The 11,610-nt window shown below is 60.7% G+C and carries 14 protein-coding genes; 10 read left to right on the top strand and 4 right to left on the bottom strand.

Annotated elements, in window-relative coordinates; translation table 11 throughout:
- Positions 1-539 precede the first annotated feature (539 nt).
- From V2S85_RS26260 to V2S85_RS26230, 7 genes are all read left to right on the top strand, one after another.
- The gene (locus V2S85_RS26260) at positions 540-2,744 is read left to right on the top strand and encodes a TonB-dependent siderophore receptor (RefSeq protein ID WP_330705736.1); all 2,205 of its coding nucleotides are present in this window, start codon (positions 540-542) and stop codon (positions 2,742-2,744) included.
- Positions 2,741-3,520 carry an alpha/beta hydrolase gene (locus V2S85_RS26255; RefSeq protein ID WP_330705735.1) on the top strand — a complete coding sequence of 260 codons (780 nt, stop codon included), beginning with the start codon at positions 2,741-2,743 and terminating at the stop codon, positions 3,518-3,520. Before V2S85_RS26260 ends, V2S85_RS26255 begins: the two co-directional genes overlap by 4 nt.
- A gap of 49 nt (positions 3,521-3,569) precedes the next feature.
- Positions 3,570-3,845, top strand: coding sequence for a hypothetical protein (locus V2S85_RS26250; RefSeq protein WP_330705734.1), 276 nt, complete (start codon positions 3,570-3,572; stop codon positions 3,843-3,845).
- Complete coding sequence (locus tag V2S85_RS26245; protein WP_313334666.1) at positions 3,842-4,150, top strand: hypothetical protein; 309 nt, start codon at positions 3,842-3,844, stop codon at positions 4,148-4,150. Before V2S85_RS26250 ends, V2S85_RS26245 begins: the two co-directional genes overlap by 4 nt.
- Complete coding sequence (locus V2S85_RS26240) at positions 4,147-5,730, top strand: PepSY-associated TM helix domain-containing protein (protein WP_330705733.1); 1,584 nt, start codon at positions 4,147-4,149, stop codon at positions 5,728-5,730. The genes V2S85_RS26245 and V2S85_RS26240 overlap by 4 nt, the downstream gene beginning before the upstream one ends.
- A gap of 10 nt (positions 5,731-5,740) precedes the next feature.
- Positions 5,741-6,490: a DUF6796 family protein gene (locus tag V2S85_RS26235; RefSeq protein WP_330705732.1), complete on the top strand. Its 750-nt coding sequence runs from the start codon at positions 5,741-5,743 to the stop codon at positions 6,488-6,490.
- Between the two features lie 834 nt (positions 6,491-7,324).
- Positions 7,325-7,495, top strand: a complete 171-nt coding sequence (locus V2S85_RS26230) for a hypothetical protein (protein ID WP_330705731.1) — start codon at positions 7,325-7,327, stop codon at positions 7,493-7,495.
- A gap of 45 nt (positions 7,496-7,540) precedes the next feature.
- Here the strand turns inward: V2S85_RS26230 and V2S85_RS26225 are convergent, their stop codons facing one another.
- Genes V2S85_RS26225 through V2S85_RS26215 form a run of 3 tightly spaced genes read right to left on the bottom strand, consistent with a single transcriptional unit; the run spans position 7,541 to position 9,305 of the window.
- On the bottom strand, positions 7,541-8,437 hold the full coding sequence (locus tag V2S85_RS26225; protein WP_330705730.1) for a fused MFS/spermidine synthase: 897 nt from the start codon (positions 8,435-8,437) through the stop codon (positions 7,541-7,543).
- A complete protein-coding gene (locus V2S85_RS26220) occupies positions 8,434-9,099 on the bottom strand; it encodes a YoaK family protein (RefSeq protein ID WP_330705729.1) in 666 nt (221 codons plus the stop codon). The genes V2S85_RS26225 and V2S85_RS26220 overlap by 4 nt, the downstream gene beginning before the upstream one ends.
- A complete protein-coding gene (locus tag V2S85_RS26215; RefSeq protein ID WP_330705728.1) occupies positions 9,096-9,305 on the bottom strand; it encodes a hypothetical protein in 210 nt (69 codons plus the stop codon). Before V2S85_RS26215 ends, V2S85_RS26220 begins: the two co-directional genes overlap by 4 nt.
- A 416-nt stretch (positions 9,306-9,721) precedes the next feature.
- Here V2S85_RS26215 and V2S85_RS26210 point away from each other — a divergent pair, with 416 nt between their 5' ends.
- From V2S85_RS26210 to V2S85_RS26200, 3 genes are all read left to right on the top strand, one after another.
- Positions 9,722-9,985 carry a helix-turn-helix domain-containing protein gene (locus V2S85_RS26210; RefSeq protein ID WP_330705727.1) on the top strand — a complete coding sequence of 88 codons (264 nt, stop codon included), beginning with the start codon at positions 9,722-9,724 and terminating at the stop codon, positions 9,983-9,985.
- Positions 9,986-10,011: 26 nt separating this feature from the next.
- Positions 10,012-10,317: an alkylphosphonate utilization protein gene (locus V2S85_RS26205; protein WP_330705726.1), complete on the top strand. Its 306-nt coding sequence runs from the start codon at positions 10,012-10,014 to the stop codon at positions 10,315-10,317.
- 83 nt (positions 10,318-10,400) lie between these two features.
- Positions 10,401-10,640: an acyl carrier protein gene (locus V2S85_RS26200; protein ID WP_330705725.1), complete on the top strand. Its 240-nt coding sequence runs from the start codon at positions 10,401-10,403 to the stop codon at positions 10,638-10,640.
- A 231-nt stretch (positions 10,641-10,871) separates the two neighbouring features.
- Here V2S85_RS26200 and V2S85_RS26195 read toward each other — a convergent pair whose 3' ends face one another.
- Entirely contained in the window at positions 10,872-11,360 is a 489-nt protein-coding gene (locus V2S85_RS26195) for a hypothetical protein (RefSeq protein WP_330705724.1), read from the bottom strand.
- Positions 11,361-11,610 lie beyond the last annotated feature (250 nt).

Raw genomic sequence — 11,610 nt, 5'->3', positions numbered from 1 at the left:
AGGGCCATTCTGTCCTCGGTCATCGTCTTCTTCTCCAGGTTCGAGTTCGCATCCGAACCCTACCAGAAGATCGACGGTGGCCACCCTCTCAGGGAAACCTTCCTACACCACCCCGCGGGACACGACCGAAAGAGGGAGTGAGAAGGCGACGACCCTAATGGGCAAAATGATCGAACAGATCTGGAGCTGGAAGACCAGTTAAGAGTGCCGAGCCGCGAGCTCGTGAATCAGATTTGAACCTGCTCTGCGGATCACCATACCGGCCAGCGGCTTCTGGAAACCGCCGGAATCAAAGGCCTGACAGAAGACCGCGCTCGGTCACCTGCTCACCGGAGCAGAAGCTTCTTGCCTCACGGACGGCAACCACAGAAGAAGGTTCTTACACTTTATGGAAATGTGCCTGCAGCAGATCGCTGCATCACTCCCTCCCCGCCTTTCGCTGCGATTTTCTTGCAACCTTCTGAAATAGGCTGACACATCATATTTGTTGCTAATGCGACCGCGTCGCATTAGCGGGGCCGAAGTTCAGGGGATTTTGTATGCGGAAAATTTCTGTTTCGATTGCCATATTGACCGCTGGCACATCTGCTCTCGCGCATGCTCAAGTCGCTGAGGAGGCGCCGGAACGCAACGACATCATCATCGTGACGGCAACTGGCCAGTCTTCAGCCATATCGACGACGAAGAGCGCGACGCCGATCATCGAGTCGCCTCAATCGATCTCGATCATCAGTCGCGAGGAAATCAACCTGCGCGCCTCTCCGACGATCGCTGATGCGCTGGCCTATACGGCGGGCGTGCAGTCGGAAAGCTGGGGCGTGGACAGTCGCGTCGACGAAGTGTCGGTGCGTGGCTTTGGCGCGGGTGGCTTTTCGTCCAACAACAATTTTGTCGACGGTCTCCGCCTGCCTTCGGGTGGACAGTGGACGCGGCCGGGATTCGATTCCTATGCGCTGGAACAGATCGAAGTCCTGAAGGGCCCTTCGGGCGCGCTCTACGGCCAGACCGCCCCGGGCGGCCTGGTCAATATCGTCACCAAGCGGCCGACCGACGAATTCCACGCGAATTTCATGCTTCAGGCGATCGGTACGACCGATCTCAGTAACTGGAACTATCAGGCGGCGGCGGACGTCAGCGGCCCGATCACCTCGTCCCTGTCGGGCCGCATCGTTGGCTTATCGCGCTATGGGGATACGCAGGTGGAGGATGTCACCATCGGCCGTCGCTATATCTCGCCCAGTCTGACCTGGAAGCCGGATGACTCGACGACCTGGACCATCCTAGGCCAATATCAGCGGGATGAGGGCGGCTCGACCTTCCAGTTCCTGCCGGCGCTGGGCGCGCTATACCCCAGCAATGGCCAATATATCGCCAATGACGATAATCTGGGCGAGCCGGACTGGAACACCTTCGACCGCAACCAGTATCTGATCGGCTCCTTCTTCGAACATAAGTTCAACGACGCGATCACGATCCGCAACAACAGCCGCTACACCCATCTCGACACGCTCTATCGCGTCGTCGTGCTGTCGGGGAACACCCTGACGACCTGCCCGTCGAGCATCGCGGGCTGCATTCCCGGCCAGACGATCAGCCGGCGCGCGGTGCAGGGCAAGGGCGAGAGCGACGGCCTGGCCACCGACACCCAGTTGGAGGCCAAATTCGCGACCGGTCCGGTGGAGCACACGCTGCTCGGCGGATTCGACTATTTCCACACTGAATGGGAGCATTATCGCGATCTGGTCAGTTCGTCGCTGGTGCTGCCGATCCTCGATATCTTCGATCCGGGGTCGCGCGGTTCGACAGGCTTTGCCAGCAACATGTCGCCGCAGGTCTATACAGAAACCGTCAGCAAGCAGGCGGGCGTCTATCTTCAGGACCAGATCAAGCTGGGCAAGCTGCGCCTGACCGTGGGCGGTCGGCAGGACTGGGCGAAGGATGATACCTACAACCCCATCACCGGTAATCGCTATATCACCAAGAGTGACGCCTTCACCTGGCGGGCCGGTGCCGTCTATATGTTCGACAATGGTCTGGCGCCTTACGCCAGCTATTCCGAGAGCTTTCAGCCGCAGGTCAGCGACCCGAGCACCAGCCTGACCGGCGAACCGTTCAAGCCGACGACGGGTCAGCAATATGAAGCGGGCATCCGCTACCAGCATGGCAATAATATCTATGTGACGCTGGGCGCCTATCAGATCACCCAACAGAATATGACCACGCCCGATCCGGATGGTACCTTGTGCGGCACCTCGACCTGTCTGGTGCAGACCGGTGAAGGCCGGGTGCGCGGCCTGGAGTTCGAGGGCAAGGCGACCTTGCCCTGGGGCATGGCGGTCATTGCGACCGCGACCCGCATGGACAGCAAGATCACCAAGTCCAACACTGCAGGACAGGTCGGCAATGAATTGCCGCAGGTGCCCGAATGGATGGCCTCGCTCTTCCTCAACCAGACGATCGAGGGCGGATCGCTCGCCGGCCTCGGCTTTGGCGGCGGCGTGCGCTATACCGGCAAGAGCGTTGGTGATACCACCAATTCGCTCCGCATTCCCGACTATGCCCTGTTCGACCTGTTCATCCGCTATGATTTGGGCAAGGCGTCGGATGCGCTGGAGGGCATGACCTTCTCGATCAACGGGCGCAACATTGCCGACAAGCGCTATGTTGCCACCTGTAGCGCCGTTTCCGCCTGCTATTATGGCCAAGGTCGCAGCCTCACCGCGCGTCTGCAATTCAACTGGTGAAGCGGCTGTCGGTCCTTGCGGCGCTTGGCCTGCTGACGATGACGCCGGGTGTGGCGTCATCGTCATCGGTGGCGGCACCATGGCAACTGGAACGGTCCGACGTGCTGACCATCAAGTCGCCCGATGGCCATGCCTATCGGGTGCTGGTCGCCTGGCCGGAGGGCGAGCCACCCGCCGGCGGCTGGCCGCTGCTATGGATGCTGGATGGCGAGGATAATTTCCCGATCGCCGCGACCACCGCCCGTCGACGGGCGCGTGCCGGCGCGCGCTCGGGTATCGGGCCGGGGCTGATCGTCGCGATCGATTCCGGACCGCTGGCCCGGCGGGTGTTCGATTATACGCCGGCAGCGCCCGGCTATGTCATTCCCGCCGGGGCGCCGGCCAGCGGCCTGCCGACCGGCGGCGCCGACGCCTTTCTGCGCTTCATCGAGCAGCAGGTCCGGCCGCAGATCGTGGCGCGCTGGAAGATCGACGCCAGCCGGCAGACACTGATGGGCCACAGCTTTGGCGGGCTGCTGGCGCTGCACGCGCTGGCCAAGGGCGCGCCCTTCAGCCGTTATGTCGCGGTCAGCCCGTCCTTCTGGTTCGGCAATGGACTGGTCGCGCGGGAGGTCGAAGCCATGACGCCTGCGTCGGGCAAGCGGCTAGTGGCGACCGCGAGGGCGGCCCGACCAAGGGCGACATCGAAGGTGACAGGGTGGCAGCCCTTTTCACGACCCATGGCGTCGATGCGCAGTTCCGGCTGCTGCCGGGGCATAGTCATGGATCGACGATGATGGCGATGATGGCAGGCGGCATTGCCATGGCATTTGGAACGGATACGAAATGACTCACGCAATCCTTGGCGGACTGCTGGTCTGTGTCGCGGCGATGCTGCTCTATCTGGCGGCGCCGCACCAGCAGATGGGGCGACTGCCCTGTCCGCCGCGCCTGGCCGGGTGGGGCGGCGTGGCGCTGCTGATCGCCGGCACCGGCCTGTTGCTTCGTTGGGCGGGGGTCGCGACCACGATCTTCATCGTCCTGACACTGGTGATGACAATCTGGTCGGTGGTGCCTGTCACGATCGCATGGCGGCGCGGCGCGCCGGAGGGCAAGCGATGAGCCGGATCGGATCGCGCCCGCCGCTGTCCAGTCGTGACTGGTTCGGCAAGGTATCGGCCGCCTTCATCCTGGGCTTCACGCTGGCGCTCGGCTGCGCCGGCCTGTTTCGCGAACTGATGGATGTGGGGGAAGGCTATTTCTCCACCAAGGGGCAGTTCGCCATGTGGCTGATGTCGCCGGTCTGGGCGCTGAGCTTGAGTTTCTGCTTCCTCTTCCGTTCGGGCCTGCGCGCCTGGCTATGGCTTTTCGCCGCCAATCTGCTGGTCTGGGTGCCGGTGCTGCTGATGGGAGGGCTGCGGCCGTGAAACTGCCGACCGACGTCGTGAAGATGTACAAGGAAGTACATGGCTGGGTCGGCATCATTTCCGGCCTGTGCCTGTTCATCGCCTTCTATGCCGGGGCGCTGACCATGTTCGAGCTGCCCTTGCAGCGCTGGGCCTCGCCCCCGCCGACGCTGGCGCCGGCCCCCTCGCTGGAACGGACGCCGGAACTAATCGCAAAGGTGCTGGCCGCCCATCCGCAGGCGGCAAAGGGCTATGACATCAACCTTGTGATCGATGCTGCCCATCCGGCGCGAATGACATGGATGGTGCGTGGCGAAGCGGACGAGCATGGCGGCGGTCAACGCTATTACGCCTCGCTGGCGCCGGACGGCGCGCTGCAGGTGGAAAGCCGAGGACCGTCCGAGGTCGCACAACTGATCGACATACTGCACCAGCAGGTCGGCCTGCCCTTCGATCATGAGATTTCCATGTCGATCATGGGCGCGATCGCGCTGCTCTACACCATCGCCCTGGTGTCGGGGCTGGTCGTGCTGCTGCCCAGCCTAGTGAGCGACCTGTTCGCGCTGCGCATCGGCAGGAATGTGAAGCGCATGTGGCTCGATGTGCATAATGTGCTGGGCCTGTTCAGCCTGCCTTTCCACATCATCATGGCGCTGACCGCTGTCGTCTTTGCCTTCCATGACCAATTCTACGGTGCGCAGGGGATGGCCTTTGACGGCGGCGCGGAGCGGGCGCGGCCGAGCTTGTCTGCCCCGGCCGAGGGACCGCCGCCCGCCACACTGACGCCGGCCCAGATCGTCGCCCGCGTGCGCGAACAGGCGCCCGGCTTCACGCCGGAAACGCTGGTCTATGGTCAGGGGCGTGGCGGCCTGCCGGCGCTGCGGGTGCAGGGCAGCGATGCCCGCTACGGCCTGCGTGCGCCGACCTATGGCATGGCCGGCATTGATCCGCAGACCGGCGCGATTACAGGCACCGACTATATGCCCGGCATGCAGGATGGCTGGTCGGCGACCATCACCAGCTTCTTTGCCCTGCATTTCGGCAATTTCGGCGGTGCCACGATCCGCTGGGCCTATTTCCTGCTGGGGCTGGCCGGTGCCTTCCTCTTCTACACCGGCAATCTCCTCTGGGTGGAATCGCGCCGAAAGAAGGAGCGCAAGGCGGGCGCGGTCGAACAGACGCGGGCAACACGCATATTGGGCGCGCTGACCGTGGGCGTGCCGATGGGCAGCATCGCCGGCATTTCGGTCACCCTGGCGGCGGCCAAACTGCTGGGCAGCCATGCCAGCTATGCCATGCACAGCGCCATCTATTATGCGCTCTTCCTGATCGCGACCGGCTGGGCGCTGGCGCGCGGAGCGGCGCGATCGGGCGTGGAACTGGCGATCCTGGGCGCGGTGGCGATGTTGTGCATCCCGGCCGCAAGCCTGATCGCGGGGACCGGCTGGTATGATGCGCCTGCACTGATGCTGGTGGATCTCACGGCGGTGCTGCTTGCGGTGCTTCTGTTCCTGTCGGCGCGGGCCGCGGCCCGTCGCGCGGCGGTCGGTCCGCGCGACAGCATCTGGTCGACCATCAAGCCTGTCGCGAACGACAGCTGAAAGGGCGCCAATGAACCTGATTGCAATACGCGTAGCCGGCATCGCAGGCATAGTGGGGGCGATCTGCTGGGCGATCGGCGACATATTGCTGGTCGGTGGTCATGCCGAGCCTTCTGACTATCCTCTGTTGCTCCAGGACTATGCGGATCGGATCGATTTCGCGCCGCTTGGCTGGATGCTGCCGCTATCAGAGCGGCGGATGGCCTTTGGCGCTCTGATCGCGAACTTCTCCATACCCCTCTACCTGGCCGGTAGCTGGCATTTGTTCCGGGGCGCGAGACCGGCAGGTCGGGTGCTCTCTTGGGGCAGTTTTGGTCTGCTTTTCTGTGCCAACGCCTGGTCGCCGTTCGGGCATGTCGCGTTCTATTATCCGGCGATGACGTTTCGCACGATCCTAGAAACGCCGGTGGAGGCCCATGCGGCGCTGATCGCACTCGGCAAGCATTTCGACCAAATGCTGATAATCGCCTGGCTTTCGGCAGTGGTTGCGCTAGCCGCCGGGATGCTCGTCCTCGCTATTGCCATTATCACCGGACGTAGCGCCTATCCGCGTTGGGCGGCAGCGGTGATCAATCCAGTGACGCCGCTTGCGATGGCGGCATTGGGATCGCTGCTACCAGATCCGGTCGGGCGCTGGTTCTACGCATCCGTCCTCAATATTGGTTTTTTCATAATATATACTCTTTCCACAGCGCTTCTATGGAATTGCGGTCGAGCACCCGGCGCCAGCGGAACATACGCTACCCCGAACGCAAACTGACCTCTCTGTCTAACCAGGCTCATTGTCATTGGCGGGGTTCAGGCGATCGCGCTGTGCAGGAGCGTCACCCTTTTCTAGGGCCGGTGGTCCCATGCGAAGGGGCGTCGTTGTCCAGTCGCCATGCGGCGGGATCGGCGATCCAGCCGTTATGCACCCTGACGAGATGACCCGCCACAAAACCTTCACCCGGCTTGTCCGCGAGGGGAGCAACGTCTAGGATATTTTCTTCACCCTTGGCCACACCGCGTCACAGGTGAAGCGGATCCTTGCATTAGGCAACCTCCTGCTACGTAACCCGCAGAAGAACACCGCTTCATTCGACGGAAGCGCTAGCTCCAACATGGCGCCAGAACCCAGGGCGATGTCCAGCATGGTCACCGACGTTGGCGGTTCGAGCGGCGACTGAACGCCGCCGAAGGAGCCAAGGACTATCGGGATCCCCAGGGCGTTCGATGATCTGGATGTCGCGCGCCTCCAGGCCGATCATCGATAGAGCTCCCTCTCTGGCGCTACGAGGCAGCGCCACAAATATCTGCAGCGAGCGAACGGTGCGACCTTCCACCACAGGGACTTACTCGTGGCCAGCACCGCTTCCGGCGCTCATCCAATGCGGGCCGCCCGGCTCGATCAGGTTGTGATCGCCAAGCGAGTCCCGGATCTCGATGGCACTTTCGGAAAAATGAAGACGTAGGATACGGTCGCAATGATCTCGTGGCGATGGGACTGTCGGAGCGGCATTGTAGGCGTAGTCGACGGCAATGAATGGTGCGATCCGGGCCTCCTCAACGTTCAGCACCTGCGTGCGGAAGTGCTGGCCACCTTAACAAGGCGGGCATGATCAACCGGCTTTCGACACTGGGAATGAGGGCCATCCTCGTCCCAGAGGAAATCGTCGCCGACAAAATCGCGAGCGGGCAATTGCAGCGCATCCTGCCCGATCGGCAGAGCAAATCGATGCCAGCCTATGCTTTGACGGATACAAGTTTGTTACCCGCCAAGAGCTAATGTTTCCTCGATTTCGTGCGGAAAAAACTGGCCTCTTGCGGTAATCTACGGCTGACGCTTCGCCCAGCGACGTAGAGCCGGGATAATCCGCCGCGCCTTAATCGAATAATCGACGAACTCATGAGAGGGCAGAGATTGTGCAGCGCTGCCGAGCACTTCAAACGAGGGAGGAAAGGCATGGTCAGCGCTCGCGAAAACAACGCGATTGCCTCTCCGTTCCGCTGGAATTGCGATTGCTCGCCCATCGAAACTTGTTGCTATGCGGCGAACGAGCGTCGCGAAGGCCATGGAATTATCGCAGAGGTTCGCGACGAGCAAGCCATCAGGGCCAAGACGTGCGCGGCAGCTATCATAAAAGGCCTGCTGACTGAGCGCTTGGGGAAGACCTTTGCTATCGAAGCCGTCGATGAACAGGATATCCGGCTTGCCCGCTGACGAGGCGACATAGTCAGCTCCGTCGGCACATATGACGCGAAATCTGTGATCGTCCGGCGGAATGTGGAACTGCTGCCGCAGGGCGATCACCTCAGGATCAATCTCGATCACGGTGATGTCGCAATCCGAGAGGCAGCGATAGCAGGCCTTGGCAAGCGATCCGCCACCTAGCCCGATCATCTCGATATGTTTGGGTGCTGCCCTGAACAGCCTGAACCCCATCATCACGCGCGTATAGTCGAACAAGAGATGGTCGGGATCACTGACCCGCATACCGCTCTGAACGGTCGACCAACCGAATAATAGCGACAATATGTCTCCAAAACGAAACAGCATCGGACCGCTTGGACCGAAAGGGGCGTCCAGCGAAGCCGGAATATGTCCGGCGCTCCCATAGCGATCAGGAAGAGCCGAGCCAGGCTCAGGACGTTCCAGGCGCAAGCCGAAGACGAGATCGTGAAACATATCGAGATCAATATCGGCAGAGCGCGGCGACCCGTCAGTCATTTGCCCGCTTTCCGGATCGGAGCTGCGAGCGGGACTGGCCGATGATGGAGCCATGACGCCAAAAGCAGTGCCGCGCCCGCTGCTACCCAGATCGCGGAATGCCCCACAAGCCGATAACTCAGCGCACCGAGGATAGCGCCTGTTACCAGGCCAATCCACAGCAACAGATAGGGCAGCCATCCAAAGCGATCTCCACCCATCAGTGCGGAAAGCAAGTGCTGCCCGAACTTTACAAGCGTCCCGGTCATATAGGTGAGCCCGATCTGAACCTCTCCATCACGCTCGAACAGCGCGTTCTCTGCGCCCATCGCCATTGCCAGCACAGCGGCGGCGGCCCAATTGGCGCCGGCCGAGGCGAGGAGCGCAGCCACCGACAGCATGACCGCGATGAGATAGATCAGCGCGCTGTGCCTGGAACGCTGAATGACCCGGCCGCACAGCGAGCCCAGCATGACACCGACCACGAACGATCCAATCAATCCGGCCGCCGTCGCGGCGTCCGAAAAATGCGTGTTGAGGCCAACCGCAAGCCGCGTCGAATTGCCGCTCATGAAGGAGACGAAAAAGCCCCCAAGATAGAGGAAGCCCAAGGCATCGACATAGCCTGCAAGTGCGGCGAAACATGCCGCAAGCCCCCATATTTTTCGGCCGTACCGTTTCATTCGGCTTCGCCGGACGACATGCTGCCACCGCCCGCAAGATCCCTGTCCCACCGGGCAATTTCCTGAAGGTTGAGTGTTGCTACCCGGCTCAGGCACGCGGCGTCCTCAGTCGCGAGCGATCGATTGGCCAGACCATGTCGGATGAAATCCTTCAGCATCATGTTCTGAAGCAGAAGGAACCCCCTGAACCGCTTTCCCAGCGTCATGACACCTCACCTGCGTTTGCACGATCCACGGTTCCAAGACACGCCATGGTCATCGCAAACAGTGCCTCTTCTGCCCGTTCACGGTGAAGTGGATCCGGAGAAGCCAGGTCGGACCGCAGCCTTGCGGCAACCGTTTGAACAGCCTGTCAATGGCTTCTCCGTAGGCCTCGTCGGGCGCGCTTGTGACCTCCATAGAGGCCAATCCATCTGAATCGTTACTCTTACTCAACGCAGCCTCTGACATTCGAACCGTCGGTGCGTCTTCGTTCGTGAATCGGGATTCGCAGATCAGGAGCCAGTCCACAGTTTCAGTCCCCGGTTCACGAACGAAGGCGCACGAACGCGAAAGCTCATCTAGCATATCCATCATCAATTTGTAAGATTGAACTCTGATGCATGAACCATCATAAAGGGGGATGATTACATCACAGCAGCTGCGGGCGGCGCGGGCCTTGCTCGGGATCGACCAGAAAGAATTGGCGGCGCTCGCCGGCGTATCGCTGCCGACGATCCAGCGCATGGAAACGTCCGGCGGACAGGTGCGGGGAGTCGTGGATTCGCTCGTCAGGGTGATTTCGGCGCTGGAGCGAGCCGGTATCGAACTCATTGGCGACAATGCGCACAGTCAGGGCAAGGGACGTGGCGTACGCTTGCGGGACGCTCCCTCGAATCAACGCTGAAAACAGGCAGGACCAAGGATTAGATGATGCAGCAAAGCGACGATTATGTTTATGATGAAGCGAGCGGCGAATGGATGAGCGCTGCCGATCTGGCGCATCGTAGTGCCGAAGCGGGGCGTGTCGAGGTTCGCGATGCCGTCGGCAATCTGCTGGCGGATGGCGACAGCGTGACGCTCATCAAAGATCTGGCGGTGAAGGGCGCCAATCAGACGCTCAAGCGCGGGACCGTCATTAAATCGATCCGCCTGACCGGGGATGCGCAGGAAATCGATTGTCGGCACGAGGGCATCAAGGGCCTCGTGCTGCGTGCGGAATTTGTCCGTAAACGCTGATCGCATATGATCAGGGCAAAACTCGGAGCCGATGACCCGATGATCGTCCGCTTCCGCATCGGATATCAAACACCGGGGGTCATATGAACGATATCACCGAACGGGTCATAAAGATCGTAGTCGAAAACATGGGGGTCTATCCGGATAAGGTGACGCCCGAAGCCAGCTTTCTCAAAGACCTTGGTGGCGATAGCCTCGACGTAGTCGAACTCGTCATGGCTCTCGAGGACGAGTTTGGTATTACCATATCTGACGAGGATGTAGAGCAAATCACTACGGTCAAAGACGCGATTCTCTACGTCGAAGGCGCGAAGTCCCGCTGAATTGCGATATGCACTATCGCCGTCATCGCGAACGGCGACCTCCGGAGGAAGTGGCTTTTCGCTGAAACAACCCTATAGCGCTTCTCTCCAAAGTCCATCCAACTCTTGGATCTGAATTATGCGAACCTCTGGAGCGTGATCCGATCAGACTGGACTGGCTCACGCTCCGATCATTGTTTGTTTTCGATACTATCCCGACCAGCACAGGATGCCATCCGGTCCGAACATGTTCTAACATGTCGCCGGAGGTGGCGGCAGCGGATAGCGTGTACGCAGCTCCACAATCCGGCGAATTTTCTGAATGCTCGCATGCACTGCTGCGCCGGTTACTCCGAAAATCTTGCCAATCTCGGCCCCACTCAAGCCTTCGTGATCGTGAAATCTCAGCATCTTCTCGCCAAGGGCAAATCTCTCTGCCCGCACCTCGGCTGCCTGGGTGACCATTTGCAAATAGCGCGGCAGTGACGACCCCAAGGCCTCCAGAGCCGGCCGTTCAGGCTTGCCAGTCCACTCATCATGAAAACGCCAGCCATAGCGATCCATAACCGCCGCAATTTCACAATAACAGACACGGCCAAGGTTGGGCAGGCGAAAGACGCTTAGCCGTGCACAACGAGATAAATCGCTCAGCCGCATCTGATCGATCGAAACACCTGCCACTGTCGATATCATTTCTCCACCGTGTCGCGACTGAATATCACGGCACTGATTGAGAGCCACACTTACTTCCCGGTGGCGCCGGGTTGTTCATTCGATAGTCTTGCCCGTTCCGGCCATCCATCGGTGATGATTCCTGAAATGCTCGCTATCACCGCGCTCGTTTTAGCGCGTCGTCCGTTTGCCGGTCGTGTCCCGCAGGGTGGTGTAGGAACCGTCGATCCACGGCAGGATCGAGTTCAGGTCAGGCTGCCAATGCTGGCAAGCTGACAATAGGGTTATGGCTCACCGAGCCGAGGGTTTCCAGTGTCAT

Origin of the sequence: Novosphingobium resinovorum (assembly GCF_036352595.1) — a bacterium.
Taxonomy (GTDB): domain Bacteria; phylum Pseudomonadota; class Alphaproteobacteria; order Sphingomonadales; family Sphingomonadaceae; genus Novosphingobium; species Novosphingobium resinovorum_B.
This window is presented reverse-complemented; position numbering and strand designations above follow the sequence as displayed.

Coding starts and splice junctions, on each gene's coding strand:
- V2S85_RS26260 (WP_330705736.1), top strand. CDS start 540: ATGCGGAAAATTTCTGTTTCGATTGCCATATTGACCGCTGGCACATCT.
- V2S85_RS26250 (WP_330705734.1), top strand. CDS start 3,570: ATGACTCACGCAATCCTTGGCGGACTGCTGGTCTGTGTCGCGGCGATG.
- V2S85_RS26245 (WP_313334666.1), top strand. CDS start 3,842: ATGAGCCGGATCGGATCGCGCCCGCCGCTGTCCAGTCGTGACTGGTTC.
- V2S85_RS26235 (WP_330705732.1), top strand. CDS start 5,741: ATGAACCTGATTGCAATACGCGTAGCCGGCATCGCAGGCATAGTGGGG.
- V2S85_RS26230 (WP_330705731.1), top strand. CDS start 7,325: ATGATCAACCGGCTTTCGACACTGGGAATGAGGGCCATCCTCGTCCCA.
- V2S85_RS26225 (WP_330705730.1), bottom strand. CDS start 8,437: ATGACTGACGGGTCGCCGCGCTCTGCCGATATTGATCTCGATATGTTT.
- V2S85_RS26220 (WP_330705729.1), bottom strand. CDS start 9,099: ATGAAACGGTACGGCCGAAAAATATGGGGGCTTGCGGCATGTTTCGCC.
- V2S85_RS26215 (WP_330705728.1), bottom strand. CDS start 9,305: ATGACGCTGGGAAAGCGGTTCAGGGGGTTCCTTCTGCTTCAGAACATG.
- V2S85_RS26210 (WP_330705727.1), top strand. CDS start 9,722: ATGATTACATCACAGCAGCTGCGGGCGGCGCGGGCCTTGCTCGGGATC.
- V2S85_RS26205 (WP_330705726.1), top strand. CDS start 10,012: ATGCAGCAAAGCGACGATTATGTTTATGATGAAGCGAGCGGCGAATGG.
- V2S85_RS26200 (WP_330705725.1), top strand. CDS start 10,401: ATGAACGATATCACCGAACGGGTCATAAAGATCGTAGTCGAAAACATG.